Raw genomic sequence first — 23205 nt, forward strand, 5'->3', positions numbered from 1 at the left:
AAGTTGTGGCCTTCGGTGTGAGGACGGGGGGGGCGGCACTTCGCGTTCACCCGGGGAAGGGAGGGGGGGGGGGAAACGCTGGGGGAGACCTGGCCCGCGGGGAAGCCGGCCCCACGCGCGCGTGCCGTCGCGTCAGCTGTCGCCCGTGCGGGCACCCAGGGTGAGTTCGACGGTGCGGGACTTGCCGTCGCGCTCGTAGCTGATCGTGACCTTGTCGCCGGGCTGGTGGGTCCAGATCTCGCCGATCAGGGTCGGGCCGGAGTCGATCACCCTGTCGTCGAGCTTGGTGATGACGTCACCCGGCTTGAGGCCGGCCTTGGCGGCGGGGCCGCCCGCCTCGACCGCGTCGGAGCCGCTGGCGCCCTGCTCGGTGATCTTGGCGCCGTCGCTGGTGTCCTCCAGGGAGACGGAGGCGCCGATCTTGGCGTAGACCGGCTTGCCGGTCTTGATCAGCTGTTGGGCGACGTACTTGGCCTGGTTGATCGGGATGGCGAAGCCGAGGCCGATCGAACCGGACTGGCTGGTGCCGCCCAGGCCGTTGGCGGCGGACTGGATCGCGGAGTTGATGCCGATGACATTGCCCTGCGCGTCCAGCAGCGGGCCGCCGGAGTTGCCGGGGTTGATCGAGGCGTCCGTCTGGAGGGCGCTCATGTAGGAGGCGTTGCTGCCGGTGCCGTCGCTGGAGGCCACCGGGCGGTTCTTGGCGCTGATGATGCCCGTCGTGACCGTGTTGGACAGACCGAAGGGGGCGCCGATCGCGATCGTGGAGTCGCCGACGGCGACCTTGTCGGAGTCGCCCAGCGTGAGCGGATTGAGGTCGGACGGGGCGCTCTTGAGCTTGACGACCGCCACGTCGTAGCCCTGCGCGTGGCCGACGACCTCGGCGTCGTACTTCTTGCCGTTCGGGAACGTCGCCGTGAGCTTGCCGCCGTCGACCGCGTCGGCGACGACGTGGTTGTTGGTGACGATGTGGCCCTCGGTGTCGAAGACGAACCCGGTGCCGGTGCCGCCCTCGCCGCTGCTGCTCTCCGCCTGGATCGTGACGGTGCTGGGCAGCGCCTTGCCGGCCACTCCCGCCACGGTGCCCGGGTCGCGCTTGACGGAGCCGCCGCTGTCGGAGGCGGAGACGGTCGTCGAGGAGGTGTTGTCGTCGTTCTTGGCCAGGGTGTAGCCGAGGCCGCCGCCCAGGCCGCCCGCGACCAGCGCGGCGATCAGGACCGCGGCGAGCAGGCCACCGCGCCCACGGCCGGGCTTCGGCGCCGGCTGCTGGTACGTGGCACCCCACTCGGAGCCACCGCCCCCACCACCCATACCGGCACCCGCATCGCCTATCCCATGCCCGGCCATTCCGGCACCACCCGGGGCGGCGCCGCCGTCGGCGTACGGCCGAGTGGCGGGCGGCGGGGGCGGCCAGGAGGCGTCGGGTGCCGAACCCTGGGAGGCGGGCGGCTCGGCGCCGCTCGACGCCGGTGGCTGAACACCGTTCGAGGCGTACGGCTGCGACCCGTCGGCTTGCTGCTGCGACCCGTGCGTCGGCTGCTGTGGCCCGTGCGCCGGCTGCTGCGACCCGTCGGTCGGCTGCTGCGCGTCGGCTGCCGCCTGGGCTCCGTACGGCTGTGTGCCGTTCGAGGTCGACGGGGCGGCGTTCGGGACGGGCGGGAGCGGAGTGGTCGGGGCGGCGTCGGCCTGGGGAGCCGGGCGCTCCTGGGGGGCCGGAGCAGCAGGAGCATCCGCCGGCACGGGGGGTGCGGACGGGGCCGGGGGTACCGCGGCGCCCTCGTTCTCGGTGCTCACAGCTTCTCTCCTATAGATCCACGGCTGGGGTTGTCGGTCGCACTCGGTCACGCCCGTCCACGTTTGTTCATGGCCGGTGCGCTTCAGCTGTGCATGTCTTTTGTATGCCGTCAGCTTTTCCCACGGGCCGTCAGAGCACCATAAGCCGTTGCTGTGGGTCCGCGGCCACTCTTTATATAGGTCATGTATGACTAAACGGACGCAATCCCAACGCTCTGGTGACTGCTCCGGTCGCACGCCTACCCCGGTCCGGTGGCACCATGACGCGGTGACCCACGCACGGCAGCAGCAGATCCAAGTCGTCGCCCACCGCGGAGCCTCCGAAGACGCTCCAGAGCACACCCTGGCCGCGTACAAGAAGGCGATCGAGGACGGTGCGGACGCCCTCGAATGCGATGTACGCCTCACCGCGGACGGCCATCTCGTCTGCGTACACGACCGTCGCGTCAACCGTACGTCCAACGGCCGCGGCGCGGTCTCCGCCCTGGAGCTCGCCGAGCTCGCCGCGCTGGACTTCGGGTCCCGCAAGAACCGTGACTCGTGGAAGAACCGGACCGAGGAGCCCGACTGGGAGTTCCGGCCGGAGGACCCCGAGGACACCTCCGTACTGACCCTGGAGCGGCTGCTGGAGCTGGTCGCGGACGCAGGACGGAGGGTGGAGATGGCGATCGAGACCAAGCATCCGACGCGCTGGGCGGGACAGGTCGAGGAGCGGCTGCTGCTCCTGCTGAAGCGCTTCGGGCTCGACGCCCCCGCCTCGGCAGCCGAGTCCCCGGTGCGTGTGATGAGCTTCTCGGCCCGCTCGCTGCATCGCGTGCGCGCCGCCTCGCCGACGCTGCCGACGGTCTCCCTGATGCAGTTCGTCTCACCGCGGCTGCGGGACGGGCGGCTGCCGGCGGGCGTCGGTATCGCCGGTCCCTCGATCCGGATCGTACGCAATCACCCCGCGTACGTGGAGCGTCTGAAGGGGGCCGGTCACCAGGTGCACGTATGGACCGTGAACGAGCCCGAGGACGTCGACCTCTGCGTCGACCTGGGCGTCGACGCCATCATCACCAACCGCCCGCGCGCGGTGCTGCGTCAGCTCGGCCGCTGACACGCACGCGCGCGCGGCCGAGGCTGCACCCCGCCCCCGAGTAAGCGTCGTACAGGGAAACCCCTAAAACCGCTTGAATCCCTGCACAACCTCTTGACCCGGCAGTCCCTTCAGCCCCATCCTCCACTCTCGGCCACACCGAAGAATTCCAGCCATGTCGATTACGGGGAGTGCTCCGGCGCGTTCGGTCCGTATTCGATCGTGGCGAATGCGTCACCGGACAGTGATTGGCCGGTTTCCGGTACAGGCCAATGGGGCATCCACTCCGTGGCGTGGGGCAAAGGAGGTCTCGGGGGTGGCGTTGGTGGTGGCACAGGAGGTGCCCACGTCGTCGAGCATGGCCGTTCCCCATGGTCCTGCGGGCGTGGGGAAAGCGAGACACCGTATGCGTTCGCAGTTGCGCAGGGGTGGCGTGGCGGAATCGGTCATCGACGATGCCGTATTGATTCTTTCCGAACTCTTGAGCAACGCGTGCAAACACGGCAGGCCGCTGGGTGACGCGCTGTCCGGGGACGGCGACGTCCGCGCCGCGTGGCGCGTGGACACGGGCGGCAAGCTCATCGTGGAGGTGACGGACGGAGGCGGACCCACCCGCCCTGCTCCGGCCACGCCCTCGGTCACCGCACACGGCGGCCGTGGGCTGAACATCATCACCGCCCTCGCCGACGACTGGGGCGTACGGGACGACGCCCGGGGCGAGGTGACGGTCTGGGTCGTGGTCCACGACGACGTGCACGATCCGGATATCGGGCACCCTCGGGACGACTTCGCTACGCGCGTTGCGGCTCCGTCGGTGAGCGCGATATCCGGCCTCGACTTCGCGGACGCCTTCGACGACCTGGACTGAAGAGCGGACCCGGATCGAGGTATCGGTTCGACCGAGACACCGGTCCGGCCGAGGCCCCGGTTTCGGCGAAGACACCGGTTTCGGCGACGGCCGAGCACTCGCCCCGGGCCGCCCTTACTCCCGGCACGACCTGACGGGTTGTCCACAGCCTCCCGTCGGTCATGGCCTGAACGGCTAGGCTCGCGCCCGTACCAGACGAGCCGTAACCGGGAGACATCCACCATGGCCAAGAAGCGAGTCCAGACCAAGGCCAAGCGCCCGCAGATCGTGGACGGAGAGATCCCGGTTGTCGGCGCGCGCGAGCCCTGCCCGTGTGGCAGCGGCCGGCGCTACAAGGCCTGTCACGGCCGGGCCGCCGCGCAGGCGGTGACCGAGCTGGTGCAGCGCCCGTTCGAGGGACTGCCCGGTGAGTGCGACTGGGTGGCCCTGCGCGAGCTGGTGCCGGCCGCCACCGCCGAACTGCCCCTGAAGGGCGGCCTCCCCGAGGGCGTCCCGTCGGTCACGCTGGCCACGGTGCTGCCGATGGCCTGGCCCGCCCTGCGCCGCGACGACGGCTCGGTGCTGCTCGGCCTGCAGAACGACACGGCGTCGGGCGACATCAGCCGCGACCTCGCGGACACCCTCCAGCAGGCCCTCACCGCACGGCCCGGCACCCCGGTCCAGGGTCGCCGCGCTCCCGCCGACGGTCCGCGGCTGCAGGATCTGCTCGATCCCGAAGGCGCGTTCGAGCCAGTTGTTCACCCGGGCTTCGAGTTCTGGGTCCCGGACGCGGAGAACGCCACTCCGGAGGTGGCCGCATCCCTAGAGCGGGCCAACGCCGCGGCCATCCCGACCGTGAAGCTGACCGGCGTGGACGCCGCCTACTGGTGCGAGACGCCGGACAAGAACCACCTGCGCTGGGTCATGCCGCACCCCGAGGAGCAGCTTCTGGACGCCCTCGCGCGGCTGCACGCGGCGGGCCGGTCGAACCTCGGCGAGGGCACCCGCCTCGTGGGTTCCTTCCGCGCTCACGGCCTCACGGTGCCGGTCTGGGACCTGCCGAGCGGTGTCGGCGCGGAGGACGTGGAGAAGCCGGCGGCCGAGTTCGCCGAGCGCCTCGCCGCGGCCCTGGCCACGGACGCTCCGCTCACCCCCGACGAGCGTCGCGCGCGTGGCGGCCTGACCAACCGGCAGGTCACGCTCAGCTGACGCACAGCGCGGAGATCGGGTTCGGCTGAACGGCCGTTCAGCCGAACGGGCCCGCGCGGGAGAGGTGAATCCGATCACAACTCCCCTGCGGAGCAAGGGAATCCGTGACTTGAAAGCCCGGATCGAATTTGCGAACTGCCGATCTCTTGTTACCGTTCCATTAGCCCGGTTGCTGGTGCATCCCCCGTCGCCAGCAACCGGGTCTTTCCATGTGCGCGCTCCTTTACGGAATGACGTCGAACGTCAACTGCCCGAGGGCGCTTCCGAATTGTCCGGGGCGGCGTTGCTCGCAGAGCGCAGCAGCAGCGCCCCGCCCCCGGCCCGCTCCGCGATCTCCGTGACCGCCGTGTAGGCGTCCAGCCCCGCGCGCGTGCGCTCCCGGGGCGTCTCGCACGTCCCCGGCTCGTCCTCGGCCCCCACCGCACAGCGCATCTGCACCGTGCGTCCACCGGGCCCCATGAGGCTCAGTACGGAGTCCAGCGCACCACCGGTCGCATTGCGGAAGTAGGTGCGCGCCCAGGTGTCCTCACCCTGCGTGAGGACACAGGTCTGCGCCTCGACACCCTCGGGCGAGGTGAGTTCGGGACCGCAGCGCACGGCGGTGGCAAGGCCGAGGTCGAGCAGCGCCGCGGAGTCGCTGGGCGTGACCGAGGGCGCCTTGGCGTCGCCGCGCGGGGACGGACGTACGGCGGCGTCCTTCGGGGCGTGCGGGGTGGACCGTTCGGACGTCCGCACGGCGGCGCGGCCCGCCTCGACGACCTGGCCGGCGGCCGCCCAGGCCAATGGCAGGGCGACCGCGGCCGCCGCGACGGACGCGAGGGCGATCAGACGGACTCTTCGCTGGTTGGGCCCGCGGCGATGCGACGACGGTGCCCTTTTTCCCCTGGAATGACGCGGCATATCCGGAAGATAACGACCATGCGTGCGTGCGCCGTTCCGCGCGCGCCGGACACCCCTACAACTCGGGTGCGCTCACACCCGTACGAGTGAGGGCCTCGACCACTGCGTCGACCACGGCCTCCACATCGGGCACCCACGGCGAGGCCGAGCCGGGCAGCGGGGCGCGCTGCCAGCTGATCGCGCCCTGGCCCGTCTCGGACGGAGGCAGGGCGATGTAGCCGCCCTCGCCGTGGAAGCGGAGGGAGCCGGGGACGAAGTCCTTGGCGTACAGCAGTTCGCCCAGCTGTTCCATGGAGTACGGCTTCACCAGGATCGCCCAGCGGGCGGGCGAGGCGACGACCGGGCCGAGGCGCATACCCATGCGGTCGAGTGCGGTCAGGGCGTGCGCGGCCGGCAGGGCGGGCAGGCTGACCGCGCAGGGGGCCTTGCCGCCGGTGGCGAGGATGATCGGCGCCGCGGGGCGGTTGCCCCACCACCAGCGCACCATGCGCTCGTCGGTGGTGGCCGCGAGGAGGCCGGGGTCGAAGGGGTGGGCACCGGGAACCGTGCACTCCGGGTCGGGGCAGCCGCAGCGGGAGTGCCCCTGCGGGTGCGTCGTCACTCCCGGGAGTACTGGCCACTGCCATTCCGTCGCAAAGGTCAGGGCCGCGCTGATCAGCTCAGGCTTCCCGTCACCGCGCAGGAGCCTGCGTCGCCTTCCGAGGATCTCGCGCATGAGCGCTCGTTCCTTTCCGTTGCACCGCTGGCAACACCGTGGACCACATCACACCATGTGTCGATCACTTCACTGTGCGTACCTGTTGGCGCATCACACCCCTGCCTTGAGCAAGGGGAACCCCTATGGGCCGAGCGTTGGCTGCTTCCGCGGCAGCCTCGCCCATACCGCGTCTACCAAAAGCATGGGCGTGGCGTGGGGTGGCGAAGTCTGGCGTTTTGCCGTCGCGCGTATTTCTCTTCGCCTCCGCCACGGGAGGATGGGGCACGATCGTCAGTGGCTAAGACGCCCGGGTCCGTCACCAGGTTCCGGGTGGTTCTCAACCACCCCTGGCCTTCACCGAGTACGTACCCATCACGACCGCTGTGACGCTTCGTGGAGCGAAACCAGTCGACCGCAATACGCCGTTCCCTGAGGCAGTTTTAAGCCAACTTTGCCTTTGCGCAAGAGGTCTACGAGGAGTGCTCCGGTTGCCCATGGACACCAGGAATCCCAGCAGGACAATGCTGGACATCCCCTTACGAGTGCGTGTACATGTGGAGACACTGCTAGCGGCGCAGAATGACATGGGGGTTTGCGATGCTTTTGAGCAATACGCACCGGTCGGAAAGCCGGACGCCATGAACGCCCCTCACCCTCCGAAAGTGGCCGGAATCGATTCGACGGTTCCCTCGCCCGCACACACTGTCGCGCCCGCGCCCGTAACCTCCGGCAGTTCCACGGTCGCCCCGCCGAACGCACCGGGCGCGCTGCTTCAGGACCGTCTCGCCGGCTGGGTCTCGGACCTGACGACGCTCCACGAACTCACCGAGCGCCTGGCCCGTACGAGCGCACTCGCCGAGGCCCTGGAGGAACTGCTGCGCGCCGGATCCGCCCTGGTCGGCGCCCGCCGCGGCCTCGTCGTACTGGAGCCGGCGGACGGGCTCGGCCCCGACACGACCATCGGCCTCGGCCTGGCGCGCGCCGACCTCGGACACATCGAGACCGTCCCGCGCAGCGCGATGTCGTACGGCAGGATCCTGGACGGGCTGCCCGGCGGCGACGGCGAGATCGCCCAGCCCGACCTGCTCTCCGAGGACGGACTCGACCCCCGCCACCGCGAGGTCGCCGCCCGCCTCGGCTACGCCGCCAGCTACGCCTTCCCCCTGACCACCGAGGACGCCGGCCGCCTCGGCGCCGCCGTATGGCTGTACGACGAGCCCGCCGAACCGTCCGAGCGCCAGCGCCACCTCATCGGGCTGTACACCCGCTACGCCACCGAGCACCTGGCCCGGCTCCTCGAAGTCGAGCGCACGCGCGCGTGCATGCGGACGATGGCCGAGGAGCTGCTCCCCTCCCGACTGCCCCGCATGGCCGGCGTCCAGCTGGCCGTCCGGCATCGCACCGGCCCGCGCGGGGGCGGCGACTGGTACGACGCGCTGCCGCTGCCGGACGCCGCGCTCGGCCTCGCGGTCGGCTCGGTGACCGGGTCCGGGCCCAGCGCGGTCGCCGCGATGGGACGGCTCAGGGCGAGTCTGCGGGCGTACGCCGTCATGGAGGGCGAGGACCCGGTCGCGGTCCTGTCCGACCTGGAGCTGCTGCTCAGGCTCACCGAGCCCGCGCGCTCGGCCACCGCCCTGTTCGCCTACTGCGAGCCCGCCCTGCGCAAGATCACGCTGGCCGGCGCAGGGCACACCCCGCCGCTGCTGATCGGCGACCGGCGCACCGAGTTCGTGGAGACCTCCGTCTCCGCCCCGCTGGGCATGCTGGCGTGCTGGGAGGCGCCGAGCGTGGAGCTGACGGCAGAAGCCGGAGAGACGGTTCTGCTGTACACCGACGGGCTGCTGCACCGCACCGGCGACCCCACCGACCGCGCCTTCGCGCGGCTGCACGCCGCGGCGGCAGGGGTGCCCAGGGCGGTCCGGCACGACCCGGACGCCGTCGTCGACCACGTCCTGCGGACCGTGCTGCCGGGCGGGGTGGATCAGGCGGACAGCGACGAGGACGTCGTACTTCTGGCCGCTCGCTTCGAGTAGCGGCTCGTGGCCCTCGGTGACCACCCATAACAGGCGCGTTGCCTGCGGCATAGCAGAGGCGGCCGCTGGTCCTTCGCCCCTGGGCCCTCGCGTGCACGACCATACGATGGACGGGGTCGAATGCCGTATCGAGGAGGATGACCGTGGCCGACGAGCTCACCCCGGCTGTGCCAGATCTTGCTGCTGCCGCAGCGGGCCCGGAGACCCCGGAGACCGAGTCTGAAGAGCCGATCAAGCAGCGCAAGAACGGCCTGTACCCGGGCGTTTCCGACGAGCTCGCCGAGAACATGAAGTCCGGCTGGGCCGACACGGAGCTGCGTGACCTGGAGCCGATCCCCCAGGCCGCCGAGACCGCCGCGCGGCGCGCCGCGCTGTCGGCGCGGTTCCCCGGTGAGCGTCTGGTGATCCCCGCGGGCAACCTGAAGACCCGTTCGAACGACACCGAGTACCCCTTCCGGGCGTCGGTCGAGTACACGTACCTCACCGGCAACCAGACCGAGGACGGCGTGCTCGTCATGGAGCCCGTCGCCGACGGTCACAAGGCGACGATCTACCTCCTGCCGCGCTCCGACCGCGAGAACGGCGAGTTCTGGCTCTCCGGCCAGGGCGAGCTGTGGGTCGGCCGCCGGCACTCGCTCACCGAGGCGGGGAAGCTGTACGGCATCCCGGCCTCCGATGTGCGCGAGCTCACCGACAAGCTGCGCGAGGCCACCGGCCCGGTCCGGGTCGTCCGTGGCTTCGACGCCGGCATCGAGGCCGCGCTGACGGACAAGGTCACCGCCGAGCGGGACGATGAGCTGCGCGTCTTCCTCTCCGAGGCACGGCTGGTCAAGGACAAGTTCGAGATCGGCGAGCTGCAGAAGGCCGTCGACTCGACCGTGCGCGGCTTCGAGGACGTCGTGAAGGTCCTCGACAAGGCCGAGGCGACCTCCGAGCGCTACATCGAGGGCACGTTCTTCCTCCGCGCGCGCGTGGAGGGCAACGACGTCGGCTACGGCTCCATCTGCGCCGCCGGACCGCACGCGTGCACGCTGCACTGGGTGCGCAACGACGGGCCCGTGCGCTCCGGTGACCTGCTGCTGCTCGACGCGGGCGTCGAGACGCACACGTACTACACGGCCGACGTCACGCGCACGCTGCCGATCAACGGCCGCTACAGCGAGATCCAGAAGAAGATCTACGACGCCGTGTACGAGGCCCAGGAGGCCGGCATCGCGGCCGTGCAGCCGGGCGCGAAGTACCGGGACTTCCATGACGCCTCGCAGCGGGTGCTCGCCGAGAAGCTGGTCGAGTGGGGGCTCGTCGAAGGGCCGGTCGAGCGGGTGCTGGAGCTGGGCCTTCAGCGGCGGTGGACGCTGCACGGCACCGGGCACATGCTCGGCATGGACGTGCACGACTGCGCCGCCGCGCGCGTGGAGTCGTACGTCGACGGCACGCTGGAGGCGGGCATGGTGCTGACCGTCGAGCCGGGGCTGTACTTCCAGGCCGACGACCTGACCGTGCCGGAGGAGTACCGGGGTATCGGTGTGCGGATCGAGGACGACATTCTGGTGACGGCCGACGGCAACCGGAATCTGAGCGCCGCGCTGCCTCGGCGGTCGGACGAGGTCGAGAGCTGGATGGCATCTCTGAAGAGCTGACTTGGGGATTGATGGCCGGGTACCAACAGGGTGTCCGGCCATCTTTGCCGTCTGCGGGTCGTGGGGGCTGGTCGCGCCCACGCGGCGGAGCCGCATATGTCACAGCCCCGCGCCCCTGAGGGGGTTGGTGTGGACCTGCACATAGAGCTCGCCGCCGCCGACGGACGTCGTGCGGGGCTCGAGAGGGCCCTGCGTGATGCCGTACGGGACGGGCGGCTCGCTCCTGGGGCCCGGTTGCCCGCCACCCGGCGGCTCGCCGATGAGCTGGGGATCTCTCGGAACACCGTCAAGGCGGCCTACGACCAACTCGTCGCCGAGGGATATCTGACCGCTCGGCAGGGATCGGGAACCCAGGTCGCGGCGCTGCCACCGGTCGACGCCGAACCGCCGGAGGCCGCCGCACGCGCGCGTGCGCCGCGTTTCGATCTGCGGCCCGGGAGCCCGGACGTAGGGGCGTTTCCGGCGGCGGCCTGGTTGCGGGCGTTGCGCAGGGCGATCGCCACGGCGCCCTCGATGGCGTACGACTACGGCGATCCGCGCGGGCGGATCGAGCTGCGGACCGCGCTGTCGGGCTATCTGGGGCGGGCGCGTGGGGTGATCGCGCCGCCCGAGCGGATCGTGATCACCTCCGGGTATGTGCAGGGACTGGCGCTGCTCACGCGCGTGCTGGAGGGCGGCGTCGTCGCCATGGAGGATCCCGGGCTGCCGTTCCATCGGGACGTGGTGCGGCGGGGCGGGGGTGTCGTCGTGCCCGTGCGGGTGGACGAACGGGGTGCGTGCGCGGGGGAGTTGGGGGATTGGGACGCCGTTGTCGTCACGCCCGCGCATCAGTACCCGACCGGTGTGACCCTGCACCCGGAGCGAAGGCGGGCGCTCACCGACTGGGCACGCGCGCGTGGCGGGCTGATCGTCGAGGACGACTACGACGGGGAGTTCCGCTACGACCGCCAGCCCGTCGGCGCGCTGCAAGGGATGGCGCCGGGCCAGGTGGCGTACCTGGGCACCGCCTCGAAGACGCTCGGCCCCGCGCTGCGGCTCGGCTGGATGGTGTTGCCGCCGCATCTGGTGGACGCCGTCGCCGACGCCAAGCTGCACAGCGACCATCACACCGAGTCCATCGGTCAGTTGGCGCTCGCCGAGCTGATCGACAGCCATGCGTACGACCGTCATGTGCGGGCCTGCCGCCTGCGGTACCGCAGGCGCCGGGACCGGCTGCTGGAACGGCTCGGAGCGCATCGGCGCGTGCGGGGGATCGCGGCCGGGCTGCACGCGCTGGTGGAGGTCGACGACGAGGCACGGGTGCTGGCGCGTGCGGAGGCGGAGGGGCTCGCGGTGGGGCGGCTGGGTGAGCACTGGCATACGCCGGGCCGGGCCGAGGGGCGGCCGCAGGGGCTGGTCGTGGGGTACGGGACGCCTCGGGAGCGGGTGTATCCGGAGGCCTTGGAAGTGCTGGGAAAGGTGCTGGAAGGGGCCTGAATTGGGCCACTGAGACGCATCGGTATTGGGCCTGTCGATGGGTCCACCGGATCCTTAACGTCGTTGGCATGACCACCCGTCTCCTCCCGCCCGCGGGACCGCAACGCGTCCTGGCCTCGGCCCAGTTGGCCAACTCGATCGGCGACGGCGCCTACTACGTGACGTCGGCGCTGTACTTCACCCATGTCGTCGGCATCGCGCCCGCGCGCGTGGGGCTCGGACTGACCGTCGCCTGGGCCGTCGGCTCGCTGGCGGGGGTGCCGCTCGGGCGGCTCGCCGACCGGCGCGGGCCGCGGGGCACCGCGGTGCTGCTCGCGCTGGCGACGGCGCTGGCGGTGGCGTCCTTCCTGGTCGTCCGCGGCTTTGTGCCGTTCGTCGTGGCCGCGTGCGCGTACGCGACCGCCCAGTCGGGGCTGGCGGCGGCCCGGCAGGCGCTTCTGGCGGGGCTGGTGTCCGCCGGGGACCGGACGGGGCTGCTGGCGCATCTTCAGTCCACGCTCAACGCCGGGCTGGCGGTGGGGGCGGGGCTGGGTGGGCTGGCGCTGAGCGCCGGGACTCGGGAGGCGTATCTCGCGGTGTTCGCCTTGGACGCGGTGAGCTTCGTCGTGTGTGCGGGGGTGCTGGTGCGGCTGCCGACCGTGGAGCCCGTTCCCGGGCGCGGCCGGGATTCCCTCGGTGTGCTGCGGGACCGCCCGTACGCCCTGGTCACCTTCCTCAACACCGTCCTGCTGCTGCGGATGCCGCTGCTCAGTCTCGGGCTGCCGCTGTGGATCGCCGAGCGGACGGACGCGCCGGCCTGGCTGGTCTCCGCGCTGTTCGTGCTCAACACCGGGGCGGTGATGGCGTTCCAGGTGCGCATGGCGCGCGGCGTCACCGGGCTTGCGTCGGCCACGCGCGCGGTGCGGCGGTCGGGCTGGGTGATGCTGGCGGCGTGCGCGGTGTTCGCGCTGTCGGCGGGGGCCTCGCCGCGGGTGGCCGCCGGGGTGCTGGTCGCGGGGGCGGTGCTGCAGGTCGTCGCCGAGATGGGGCAGTCCGCGGGGTCCTGGCAGTTGTCGTTCGAGCTGGCGCCGGCGGATCGGGTGGGCGAGTACCAGGGGTTCTTCGGAACGGGCGTGACCGTGGCGCGCACACTGGGGCCGCTCGTCCTGACCTCGCTTCTGGTGGGGTGGGGGACGCCGGGGTGGCTGCTGCTGGGGGCGGTGACGCTGGCCGCGTCGTACGCCATGGGGCCGGCGGCGCGGTGGGCCGCCGGCACCCGTGTGCGCCGGGAGGTCAAGCGGCCCGCGCCCGTGGCCTGACGGGCAGGGCGTCCAGGAACAGCGCCCCCGCGAGCAGCCCGGCACTCCCCCGCGGACTCCACGCGCGCGCGTGCAGGTCGGCGTCGAGGGCCGCCAAGGCCTGCGGCGCGGGTGGGCCGCCGGCACCCGAGTGCGCCGGGAGGTCAAGCGGCCCGCGCCCGTGGCCTGACGGGCAGGGCATCCAGAAACAGCGCCCCCGCGAGCAGCCCGGCACTCCCCCGCGGACTCCACGCGCGCGCGTGCAGGTCGGCGTCGAGGGCCGCCAAGGCCTGCGCACCGGCCTCCGTGGCCGTGCCGCCCGCCTCCAGGACGCCGCGGGCGCCCGCCTGGACGTGCCGGAGGCCGATCGGGCCCGCGGTGTAGAGGAGTTCGGTGTCCTGAAGGGTGGACATCACGGTGAGCAGGGCGTCCAGGCGGGCCTGTTCCTCCGTGGCGCCGGCCGCGCGGGCCGTGGTGAGCGCGTCCAACGCCCGCCGGACGTGCGGGAATCCGGCCCGTGCCTCGCCGCGTGCCCCGGCGGCGCCGTACTTCGCGGACACCGACGAGCCCCGGGAGGGCCTGCGCGGGGCGCGTCTGTCGGTGTGGGCGGCGATGCGCCTGGCGGTCGCGGCGACGTCCCGCGCGTCGGCCCGGGGGTCCAGCGCGGCCGCGGCGACCAGCAGGCCGAGCGCCCACAGGGCGCCCCGGTGGCCGCCGCCCGCGAGATGTACCGAGTGCTCGGTGCATCTGCCGATCGCGCCGAGTTCCGTACGGAGCCCCGGGGTCGGCTCGCCCGTGCGCCGGGCGGCAGCGGCCATCGCCGCGAGGCCCGGTGCGAGCGACTTCGCCGACCAGCGCAGCATGCGGTGGTCCCGGCGGGTGACGCGGGCGCCCAGGTCGCGCGGGTCGGGCAGGCCCGGCTTGGGAGCCAGGGCCAGTTGCCCGGTCAGCGCGGTCACGGCGGCCCGCGCGAGCGCCTCGTCCTCGCGGCTGCTCATGGCCGTACCCCCTACGAGGAGGCGGAGGCCGACGGGGTGCCGCTGGGCGCGTCGCTCGGGGCGCCGCTCGGCGGGGCACCGCCCTCGCCGCCACCGCCACCGCTGCCCGCGCCGGTGTTCTCGGCGTCGGGGTCGACGGCGACGGTGAGGAAGCCCTTGTAGCCCTTGGCGGGGTCCTTCTTGTGCACGGCCTTCAGGGTCAGCAGGCCGCTGGAGGCGCCGCCGCCGTCGTAGACCATGTCGTTGTCGAGGGTGGTGTAGCTGCCGGAGTGCCGCGAGTAGGGCTCCAGCGTGAAGATCTCCTCGGCGATCCCGTCGTCGAAGAACAGCTGACCGGTGTAGTTGACCTTGCCGCCCTCGTAGGTGCCGTCCTCCTTCTGGCCGCCGGTGTGCACCTTCAGGTGGATATGGCAGGTGCGCGGGGTGTACCAGCCGGGGAAGATCGTCTCGAACTTGACGACCCCGCCCGCGTCGGCGATCTGGTAGCCGCGCAGATAGGTGTTGTCGTCGGCGGTCGAGCCGTCCTCGCTCTCGGCGGGCGCGGAGCCGCCGGGGTTGGCCGTGGTGTAGCCGGAGTAGTGGCCCCAGGCGTCGCAGTGCCAGATCTCGACGGCGGCACCCTTGACCGGGGTGCAGCCGTCGGTGGCGTCCACGACGGTGAGGCGCAGCGTCAGCGGGACGCCGCTCTTGCCCTCGGTGATGTCCTTTCTCACCAAGGCGCCGTCGAGGTAGTACGGGCCTTCGGTGACGCTCGACATCAGCGTCATGCAGCCGGAGCTCTCCGAGGCGCTCGCGGAGGCGGTCGCTGTGACGCCGGTGTCGGCGAAGGCCGCCTGGTAACCCGCGACGGCGAGCCCGCCGGCCGCCACGGTGCCTCCGGTCACCGCGATCGCGCGGCGCCGGGTGATCGACTTGTCCTTGTGGTTTCCCGTCATGGCCGGGAAATTAGGGACGCCACCCATCAGGGGGTTGGGGTGGCGCTGTGCGGCGGCTGTGAGTTGCTGAGGAAGCCGGAGCCGCCGGATTGCGTCGCGACGGTTCCTACACCGCCATCAACGGCGCGTCCTTGCGCCACTTCAGGATCTTGTCGAAGCTCACCACCGCACCGCCCAGGCCCGGCTTGTTGCCGATCTGGACGTGGTCGGCGAGTTCACTGATGAGGCACAGCCCCCGGCCGTTCTCGGCGTCGGAGGACGCCGGGCGCGGGGCGCGGTGGAGTGCGGTGAACCCCGGGCCCGAGTCGGCGACTTCGATGTGGCACTTCTCGCCGTCCAGATAGGCCGTGACGCGGTACGCCTGGGGCGAGCCGTCCGGAGTGGTGGCGCCGCCGTGCTCGACGGCGTTGGCGCAGGCCTCGCTGAGGGCGACGGAGAGGTCGTACGAGACGTCCGGGTCGACGCCCGCCGTCTCCATGGTGCCGAGCAACAGGCGCCGGGCCAGAGGAACGCTCGCGGCTTCACGGCGCAGATGGAGTGACCACCAGATGCTCATGCTCCAGCCTCCTGGCCGCGGCTCGACATACCGTTACGTATTGCCGCGAGTGCCCACCTGTAAGCACATCATTGACGTGATGCCGCCCATATGGTCGATGCGCCTACGCGGGAATCGGTGTATGTGGGGGCGGCCCACACCAGAAGGTGACCTTCCGCTCGTACCTCATCTTGTGGACCTGCCGTATGGCGGTCATAAGGCCAGTGCGATGATGAGCCCGCCATGACTGCCCCCCACCCGCGCACGGCGCGCTCCGGAAGCGATCTCCGGATACTGCGGGCCGCGGTGTTCGCCGCGGTCTGCGTCGTGCTGGCCGGGATCGGGCATGTGCTGGGCTCCTGCGCCACGATCCCGCTGTGGACGATGGGCGCGGGGTTCCTGGGGGTCCTTCTCGTCACCGTGCCGTTCACGGGGCGCGAGCGCTCACTGACCGGGATCGCGGCGCTGCTCGCGGTCGGACAGACCGTGCTGCACACGCTGTTCGGGCTGGGGCAGCACGGGGCGGCGACCGCCGGGGCGACGGCCTCGGCCTCCGCGTCCGACACCGCGCTCGTCCAACAGGCCGCGCGGCTCGTGTGCGGCACCGCGGCGGCGGCCATCAGCCCCGCACAGGCCCAGCGGATCCTCACCGAGGCGCGGATCGGCACCGGCACCGGCACGGGCACGGGGGCGCATGCCGCGCACCGGTCGGCGGACGCGATGTCCGCCGCCACCGACTCCTCCGCCGCGCTGCTGCCCTCCCTTCCCATGCTGCTGGCCCACCTGCTCGCGGCGGTCGTCGCGGGATGGCTGCTGCGGCGCGGGGACCTGGCCCTGCTGCGGATCGTCGAGATGTCCGCCCCGTCGGCGCATTCGGTCGCCGAGGGGGCTCTCGTACGATCCCTGCGCGGAGCGCTCGCGCTGGTGCGCGCCCTGCGTGCCGGGCTGCCGGGCGCACCTGAGAGGGGCCCGCGCTTCCTGCGCACCGAGTCACTCGCGCGTCCCGCACCGCGCACCGTAGCTCTGCAGCACACGGTGATCAGGCGCGGCCCGCCGGCCGCCGCGTTCGACCTCGCTGCCTGACACGACGCGACCGCCGCTCCACTGCCGTGGGACGCAACCCCCTTCCGTGGGTTGCCCTTCCACATCCGTGGGATGAGGGCCGCCGTCGTGCGGCACGCGCGCGTGCGCTGTTCCCGATCGAGGGACGCTCTTTCCCGCCGACCCCGCGTGATCGGGCACCGCTGCGCACGCGTACTCCTCTTCACCACAGAAATCCCGAATCTCACTCACAGTGGAGTGCTCCGTATGAAGGCCTCTCGTATCGCCGCCGCAGGCGTCCTCGCCGGCACGAGCGTGCTCGCCCTGTCCGTGCCCGCCTTCGCCCACGTCAGCGTGCAGCCGGAGGGCACCGCCGCCAAGGGCGGTTACGCGGTCGTCGACTTCAAGGTGCCCAACGAGCGCGACAAGGCCTCGACCACCAAGCTCGAAGTCACCTTCCCGACCGACCACCCGCTGGCCTCCGCGATGCCGGAGCCGATCAACGGCTGGGACGTCAAGGTCACCAAGTCCACGCTGGACAAGCCGATCGAGATGCACGGCGAGAAGATCTCCGAGGCCGTCTCCAAGATCACCTGGACCGCCACCGGCGACGGCGTCAAGCCGGGCTTCTTCCAGAAGTTCCCCGTCTCCGTCGGCCAGCTCCCCGAGGACACCGACGAACTCGTCTTCAAGGCGCTCCAGACGTACGACAACAAGGAGGTCGTGCGCTGGATCGAGGTCCCGCAGGAGGGCCAGGACGAGCCCGAGAACCCGGCGCCCGTGCTCGCGCTGTCCGCCGCCGAGGACGGTCATCACGGCTCGTCGTCCTCCGACAAGGCCTCCGACTCCGACTCCGACGACGCCGAGGCCGCCTCCGCGAAGACCGAGGCCGCCGAGCCCGCCGACAGCAGCGACACCACGGCCCGCGTCCTGGGCGTGGTCGGCATCGTCGTCGGCGCGCTGGGTGTGGCGTACGGCGTGCTCGCCGGCCGTCGTCGCGGCGACGCCTGACGACCCCTTCGGTTCACGGCGCGCGCCGGGCACACCCGGTGCGCGCCGGAGCTCTCACAACTGGGACATTTCTCCATGCACACGAAGACCCGTAAGACGACCTTCGCCGCGGCCGCCCTGCTCGCCGCCGCGACCCTGACCCTGACCGCCTGCGGCAACGGTGACGACGGCGCCTCGCCCGTGACCGTGGTCTCCGAGGAGGCCGGCTCGGACAAGGCGGCCATCGTGCTCGACAAGCCGTTCGAGAAGCCGGACATGGTCCTCACCGACACGAACGGCAAGAAGTACGACCTCCGCAAGGAGACCCAGGGCAGGCCGACGCTGATCTACTTCGGCTACACCAACTGCCCCGACGTCTGCCCGCTGACGATGAACAACATCGCCGTCGCCAAGAAGCAGCTGCCCAAGGCGCAGCAGGACGAGCTGAGCGTCGTGTTCGTCACCACCGACCCGCAGCGCGACACCGCGTCCGCGCTCGGCAAGTGGCTCAAGGGCATCGACTCGCAGGTCGTCGGCCTGACCGGCGACTTCGACACCATCCAGGCCGGCGCCCGCACCCTCGGCATCTCCATCGAGCCGCCGCACAAGGACAAGAACGGCAAGACGGTCTCCACGCACGGCACCCAGGTCATCGCGTTCTCGCCGAAGACCGACGCCGGGTACGTCCTCTACACCGAGGACGCCACCGTCGACGACTACACCAAGGACCTCCCCGAGCTGATCAAGGGGGAGAAGCCGTGAGGCGTGTCGTCGCGCCCGTCGCGGTACTGACCGGGGCCCTGGTCCTCGCGGGCTGCGGCTCCGAGGACGCACAGGACTCCAAGGCCGAGGTGTCGGTCAGCGGCGCCTACATGCCGCAGCCCGTCTCCGACTCCATGGCGGCCGGCTATCTGACGGTCACCAACAAGGGCGGAACGAAGGACGAGTTGACGTCCGTCACCAGCGATGTGGGTGAGGTGACCGCCCATGAGACCGCCGGCGGGTCGATGCAGCAGGTCGAGGACCTCGCCGTCCCCGCGCACGGTCAACTCGTGTTCAAAAGCGGCGGCAACCACCTGATGTTCGACAAGCTGCAGCGGAAGCCCGAGCAGGGCGAGACGGTGACCCTGAAGCTCCAGTTCGCCGAATCCGGCACGGTCACGGTCCAGATGCCGGTGAAGTCGGCGACGTACACCCCGAAGACCGGACACTGAGGGAGATATCGCCTTGACCCAGACCATCGCCCCCCGCGTCCGGACCCTGGTGCTGCTGCTCCTGGCCGCCACCGGTCTGCTCCTCGCCGGCGCCGGACCGGTCTCCGCGCACGCCGCGCTGACCGGCAGCGACCCCCAGCAGGGGGCGGTGGTGGACAAGGCCCCGACGCAGGTCTCGCTGACCTTCTCCGAGAAGGTCGCCCTGTCCGACGACTCCCTGCGTGTGCTCGACCCCAAGGGCAAGCGCATCGACCGGGGCGACCCGGCCAACCTCAGCGGCACGACATACGCCGTGAAACTCCGCGACGACCTGCCCGACGGCACGTACACCGTCACCTACCAGGTGGTGTCCGAGGACAGCCATCCCGTCGCCGGCGCCTACACCTTCTCCATCGGCGCCCCCTCCCAGACCACCGTCTCGGTCTCCGGCCAGACAGCGGGCGGCGGGGTCGTCGGCGCGCTCTACGGCTTCGGGCGGTATGTGTCGTACGCCGGTTTCATCGTCATGGTCGGCGGTGCCGCCTTCGTGCTCGCCTGCTGGCAGCGCGGGGCGGGTGTGCGGGCGTTGCAGCGGCTGACCGTCTCCGGCTGGCTGGCCCTGACCGCCGCCACGCTCGGCCTGCTGCTCCTGCGCGGCTCGTACACCGGTAGCGGGAAGGTCGGCGACATCTTCGACCTGGAGCTGCTCGGGCAGGTGCTCCAGACCAAGACCGGTGCGGCCCTGGTGTCCCGACTGCTGCTGCTCGCCGCGGCGGCACTGTTCATCGCGGTGCTGTTCGGGGCGTACGAGAAGCGGGAGGACGAGGAGAAGCGGGACCTGACCTTCGGACTCGCCATCGGCGGGACGGTCGTGGCGGCGGGGCTCGCGGCGAGCTGGGCGATGTCCGAGCACGCCTCGACCGGGCTGCAGGCCGGGATCGCGATGCCGGTCGACATCCTCCATCTGCTGGCCGTCGCGGGCTGGCTCGGCGGGCTGGCCGCGCTGCTCGTCGCCCTCTACCGAGCGCCCGCGGACTCACCGGTCGACGGGTCGGCGGTACGGCGGTTCTCGGGCGTCGCCTTCGGCAGTGTGCTGGCGCTGGTCGCGACCGGGATCTACCAGTCGTGGCGGCAGCTCGGCTCGTGGTCGGCGTTCACCGACACGCGATATGGGCAGTTGCTGCTGGTCAAGATCGGGCTCGTGGTGCTCCTGGTGGGCATCGCGTGGGTCTCGCGGCGGTGGACGGCACGGCTGGCGGAGACGGTCGTGGTGGAGCCGCGGGAGGACGAGGAGGAGAAGGAGCGCGCTGCCGCACGGGCCGGTTCGGCGTCCGGTTCGGCCGGCTCCGGCTCGGCCGGCTCCGGCTCGGCCGGCTCCGGCTCGGCTGACGGTTCGACTGCCATTTCGGCCGGCAAGGGCGACGCTACTTCCGGCACGAAGGCCGGCGGCTCCGAGCGCGCCGCGCAGCTCGCCCGGCAGCAGGCCGCGATCGACACCGCACGGCAGAAGCAGCGGCGGGACGCCGACCCGAACCGGTTCGGGCTGCGCCGCTCGGTGCTGGCCGAGGCGGGCGTCGCGGTCGTGCTGCTGGCCGTCACCACCATGCTGACGTCGACCGAACCGGGACGTACGGAGGAGCAGGCCAAGGCGGCCACGGCGGCTTCGTCCGCCGACGCGGGCGCCGCCGGGGCGCTGACCCTGGACATGTCCTTCGACACCGGCGGCGAGGACGGCAAGGGCGTCGTACGGGTCGACCTCGATCCCGCGCGCGTGGGCGGCAACGAGATGCATGTGTACGTGCAGCGGCCCAACGGCCGCGCCTTCGACATCCCCGAGGTGAAGGTCGCCTTCACCCTGGAGTCCGAGGACATCGGGCCGCTGCCCGTCGTCCCCGACCACATCGCCACCGGACACTGGTCGGCGAGCGGAGTGCAGATCCCCATGGCGGGCGACTGGGAGATCGCCGTGACCGTGCGGACCTCCGACATCGACCAGGCCACCGTCTCCAAGAACGCGCAGATCGGCTGAACCTCACCATGGCTGACCAGTCCATCAAGGCACCGAATGGTGAGAGCGCACTTAATGGCGACTCTCAGGAAAGCGCCTCCCCCAAGGAGGGCATCTCGCGACGGCTCCTGCTCGGGACCGCCGGTGCCACCGGGCTGGTGCTCGGCGCGGCCGGCGGGGCCGTGCGTTACGCCGCCCGGCCGGCCGAGGCGACGCCGCTGACCTCGCTGGGGGCCGATCAGGTGATGTTTCACGGGAAACATCAGCCCGGCATCCTCCAGGCACTCCAGGCGCGCGGGCACGTCGTCGCCTTCGACCTGGCGGCGGGCGCGGGCCGCAAGGAGGCGGCGGCGTTGCTGCGCCGCTGGTCGGAGACGGCTCGGCGGCTGATGGCGGGCGAGGCGGCGCAGCAGGACGACACGGATGTCGCCCGGGATGCCGGACCGTCGTCGCTGACGATCACCTTCGGCTTCGGGCACAGCTTCTTCGCCCGGACCGGCCTGGAGAAGCAACGCCCGGTCTCCCTGGACCCGCTGCCCGACTTCTCCTCCGATCAGCTGGACAAGGCGCGCAGCAACGGCGATCTGTGGGTGCAGATCGGTGCCGACGACGCGCTGGTCGCCTTCCACGCCCTGCGCGCGATCCAGAAGGACGCGGGCAGGGCCGCCAAGGTGCGCTGGCAGATGAACGGCTTCAACCGCTCGCCGGGTGCCACCGCGCACCCGATGACGGCCCGCAATCTGATGGGCCAGATGGACGGCACCCGCAATCCGAAGCAGACGGACGCCGACTTCGACCAGCGGATCTTCGTCCCGGCGTCCGGCTCGAAGGACCCGGCCTGGATGGCGAACGGCTCCTACGCCGTCGTACGCCGTATCCGCATGCTCCTCGACGACTGGGAGCAGCTCTCGGTCAAGGCGCAGGAGGACGTCATCGGGCGCCGCAAGTCCGACGGGGCGCCGCTGTCGGGGGGCACCGAGACGACCGAGATGGACCTGGAGAAGACGGACAAGGCCGGGAATCTGGTCGTCCCGATCAATGCCCACGCGCGCATCACCAGGCCCGACCAGAACGGCGGGGCGGCCATGCTGCGGCGTCCGTTCTCGTACCACGACGGCATCGACGCGGACGGGGTGCCCGACGCGGGCCTGCTCTTCATCTGCTGGCAGGCCGACCCGCTGCGTGGGTTCGTCACGATCCAGCGCAAGCTCGACCGGGGCGACGCCCTGTCGAAGTACATCCGGCACGAGGCGAGCGGACTGTTCGCGGTGCCGGGCGGGGCGGCCGAGGGGGAGTACGTGGGGCAGCGGTTGCTGGAGGCGTGACACGGCTGAGAGGCGTGCGCCGGGTTTCGCAAGGCCCATTAGGGTGAGGTCATGCCAGCGAGCTATGCCTATCTCGGCCCCGAGGGCACCTTCACCGAGGCCGCCCTGCGCACGCTTCCCGAGGCCGCGACCCGGGAGCTGATCCCCTACGTGTCCGTGCAGTCCGCGCTCGACGCGGTGCGCGTCGGCGAGGCCGAGGCCGCGTTCGTGCCGATCGAGAACTCCGTGGAGGGCGGTATCACGACCACGCTCGACGAGCTGGTCGCGGGCGCACCGCTCATGATCTACCGCGAAGTGCTGCTGTCGATCACCTTCGCGCTGCTGGTCAGGCCGGGCACGAAGCTGTCGGACATCAAGACGGTCTCGGCGCATCCGGCCGCCCAGCCGCAGGTGCGCAACTGGCTCAGGAACAACCTCCCCGACGCCCACTGGGAGTCGGCCGCCTCCAACGCTGACGCCGCTCGCCTGGTCCAGGAGGGCCAGTACGACGCGGCCTTCGCCGGTGAGTTCGCCGCCGCGCTGTACGGCCTGGAGGTCCTGGAGAGCGGGATCCACGACGCGGAGAACGCGCAGACACGCTTTGTGCTGGTGGGCCGGCCCGCGCGGCCGGCGGCGCCGTCCGGCGCGGACAAGACGTCCGTCGTGCTGTGGCAGCGCGACGACCATCCCGGTGGACTGCGCGACCTTCTGGGTGAGTTCGCCACGCGCGGCATCAACCTGATGCTGCTCCAGTCACGGCCGACCGGCGCGGGCATCGGCAACTACTGCTTCTGCATCGACGCCGAGGGCCATATCTCCGACCGCCGGGTGGCAGAGGCGCTGATGGGGCTCAAGCGGATCTGCCTGGAGGTGCGCTTCCTGGGCTCGTATCCGCGGGCGGACATCAAGCCGGGGGATGCGGAGCCGCCGCGGCTGGGGACGTCGGACGAGGAGTTCGTGTCGGCGGCGGACTGGGTGGCGCGATGCCAGGACGGGCGGTTCTGAGCGCCGGTCCTACCAGCCGATCGTCGTTATCCACAGGAGTTATCCACAGGTACTCATCTCGACCTGGGGACAAGTCGACAGGAGAAGGCGAGTCTGTCGACATATCGCCCCCCAGGCCGTCTCCGCGTCCACCGGCGCGCAAGTCACCCTTCGTCCACTCTTTTCCTTTGGGCAATCCTTTGGGGCGACCGGTTTCCACTCAAAAGTGCGGGTGGAGCGGGTTTGTCCTGGGAATCCTCAACTTGATC

Annotated in this window: 20 protein-coding genes; 14 read left to right on the forward strand and 6 right to left on the reverse strand. The window is 71.3% G+C overall.

Features of this window, described 5'->3' with window-relative positions:
• Positions 1–132 precede the first annotated feature (132 nt).
• A complete protein-coding gene (locus ACZ7NC_RS37670) occupies positions 133–1794 on the reverse strand; it encodes a S1C family serine protease (protein ID WP_471495337.1) in 1662 nt (553 codons plus the stop codon).
• Between the two features lie 268 nt (positions 1795–2062).
• Here ACZ7NC_RS37670 and ACZ7NC_RS37675 point away from each other — a divergent pair, with 268 nt between their 5' ends.
• From ACZ7NC_RS37675 to ACZ7NC_RS37685, 3 genes are all read left to right on the forward strand, one after another.
• Positions 2063–2890 (forward strand): glycerophosphodiester phosphodiesterase, encoded by an 828-nt coding sequence (locus ACZ7NC_RS37675; protein ID WP_471495339.1) that lies wholly within the window; start codon positions 2063–2065, stop codon positions 2888–2890.
• A gap of 208 nt (positions 2891–3098) precedes the next feature.
• Complete coding sequence (locus tag ACZ7NC_RS37680) at positions 3099–3737, forward strand: ATP-binding protein (RefSeq protein ID WP_471495341.1); 639 nt, start codon at positions 3099–3101, stop codon at positions 3735–3737.
• Between the two features lie 222 nt (positions 3738–3959).
• Positions 3960–4925, forward strand: coding sequence for a DUF5926 family protein (locus tag ACZ7NC_RS37685; RefSeq protein WP_471495343.1), 966 nt, complete (start codon positions 3960–3962; stop codon positions 4923–4925).
• 243 nt (positions 4926–5168) lie between these two features.
• Here the strand turns inward: ACZ7NC_RS37685 and ACZ7NC_RS37690 are convergent, their stop codons facing one another.
• On the reverse strand, positions 5169–5825 hold the full coding sequence (locus ACZ7NC_RS37690; protein ID WP_471495345.1) for a hypothetical protein: 657 nt from the start codon (positions 5823–5825) through the stop codon (positions 5169–5171).
• 55 nt (positions 5826–5880) lie between these two features.
• The gene (locus ACZ7NC_RS37695; protein ID WP_471495347.1) at positions 5881–6540 is read right to left on the reverse strand and encodes a bifunctional DNA primase/polymerase; all 660 of its coding nucleotides are present in this window, start codon (positions 6538–6540) and stop codon (positions 5881–5883) included.
• A 503-nt stretch (positions 6541–7043) separates the two neighbouring features.
• Between ACZ7NC_RS37695 and ACZ7NC_RS37700 the strand changes: the two genes are divergently transcribed.
• The 4 genes from ACZ7NC_RS37700 (at position 7044) to ACZ7NC_RS37715 (ending at position 12969) form a co-directional block, all read left to right on the forward strand.
• Entirely contained in the window at positions 7044–8555 is a 1512-nt protein-coding gene (locus ACZ7NC_RS37700; RefSeq protein ID WP_471495429.1) for a PP2C family protein-serine/threonine phosphatase, read from the forward strand.
• A gap of 143 nt (positions 8556–8698) precedes the next feature.
• Positions 8699–10195: an aminopeptidase P family protein gene (locus tag ACZ7NC_RS37705; protein WP_471495349.1), complete on the forward strand. Its 1497-nt coding sequence runs from the start codon at positions 8699–8701 to the stop codon at positions 10193–10195.
• Between the two features lie 96 nt (positions 10196–10291).
• On the forward strand, positions 10292–11671 hold the full coding sequence (pdxR, locus tag ACZ7NC_RS37710) for a MocR-like pyridoxine biosynthesis transcription factor PdxR (RefSeq protein WP_471495351.1): 1380 nt from the start codon (positions 10292–10294) through the stop codon (positions 11669–11671).
• Between the two features lie 68 nt (positions 11672–11739).
• Positions 11740–12969, forward strand: coding sequence for an MFS transporter (locus tag ACZ7NC_RS37715; protein ID WP_471495353.1), 1230 nt, complete (start codon positions 11740–11742; stop codon positions 12967–12969).
• A gap of 143 nt (positions 12970–13112) precedes the next feature.
• Here ACZ7NC_RS37715 and ACZ7NC_RS37720 read toward each other — a convergent pair whose 3' ends face one another.
• The 3 genes from ACZ7NC_RS37720 to ACZ7NC_RS37730 form a co-directional block, all read right to left on the reverse strand.
• Positions 13113–13946, reverse strand: coding sequence for a triphosphoribosyl-dephospho-CoA synthase (locus ACZ7NC_RS37720; protein ID WP_471495355.1), 834 nt, complete (start codon positions 13944–13946; stop codon positions 13113–13115).
• An 11-nt stretch (positions 13947–13957) separates the two neighbouring features.
• Positions 13958–14881 carry an intradiol ring-cleavage dioxygenase gene (locus ACZ7NC_RS37725; protein WP_471495357.1) on the reverse strand — a complete coding sequence of 308 codons (924 nt, stop codon included), beginning with the start codon at positions 14879–14881 and terminating at the stop codon, positions 13958–13960.
• 106 nt (positions 14882–14987) lie between these two features.
• Positions 14988–15437, reverse strand: coding sequence for an ATP-binding protein (locus ACZ7NC_RS37730; protein WP_471495359.1), 450 nt, complete (start codon positions 15435–15437; stop codon positions 14988–14990).
• Between the two features lie 222 nt (positions 15438–15659).
• Between ACZ7NC_RS37730 and ACZ7NC_RS37735 the strand changes: the two genes are divergently transcribed.
• The 7 genes from ACZ7NC_RS37735 to pheA all read left to right on the forward strand — a co-directional run bounded on the left by ACZ7NC_RS37735 (position 15660) and on the right by pheA (position 22957).
• Entirely contained in the window at positions 15660–16499 is an 840-nt protein-coding gene (locus ACZ7NC_RS37735; RefSeq protein WP_471495361.1) for a hypothetical protein, read from the forward strand.
• 225 nt (positions 16500–16724) lie between these two features.
• Complete coding sequence (locus ACZ7NC_RS37740; RefSeq protein ID WP_471495363.1) at positions 16725–17468, forward strand: YcnI family copper-binding membrane protein; 744 nt, start codon at positions 16725–16727, stop codon at positions 17466–17468.
• A 75-nt stretch (positions 17469–17543) separates the two neighbouring features.
• Positions 17544–18209: an SCO family protein gene (locus tag ACZ7NC_RS37745; RefSeq protein ID WP_471495365.1), complete on the forward strand. Its 666-nt coding sequence runs from the start codon at positions 17544–17546 to the stop codon at positions 18207–18209.
• On the forward strand, positions 18206–18661 hold the full coding sequence (locus ACZ7NC_RS37750) for a copper chaperone PCu(A)C (RefSeq protein ID WP_471495367.1): 456 nt from the start codon (positions 18206–18208) through the stop codon (positions 18659–18661). Before ACZ7NC_RS37745 ends, ACZ7NC_RS37750 begins: the two co-directional genes overlap by 4 nt.
• Positions 18662–18674: 13 nt before the next feature.
• A complete protein-coding gene (locus ACZ7NC_RS37755) occupies positions 18675–20669 on the forward strand; it encodes a copper resistance CopC/CopD family protein (protein ID WP_471495369.1) in 1995 nt (664 codons plus the stop codon).
• An 8-nt stretch (positions 20670–20677) separates the two neighbouring features.
• Positions 20678–21973 carry an iron uptake transporter deferrochelatase/peroxidase subunit gene (gene efeB / locus ACZ7NC_RS37760; protein ID WP_471495371.1) on the forward strand — a complete coding sequence of 432 codons (1296 nt, stop codon included), beginning with the start codon at positions 20678–20680 and terminating at the stop codon, positions 21971–21973.
• A 51-nt stretch (positions 21974–22024) separates the two neighbouring features.
• A complete protein-coding gene (gene pheA, locus ACZ7NC_RS37765; RefSeq protein WP_471495373.1) occupies positions 22025–22957 on the forward strand; it encodes a prephenate dehydratase in 933 nt (310 codons plus the stop codon).
• Positions 22958–23205 lie beyond the last annotated feature (248 nt).

The sequence above is a fragment of the Streptomyces sp. NPDC111802 genome (assembly GCF_055634335.1).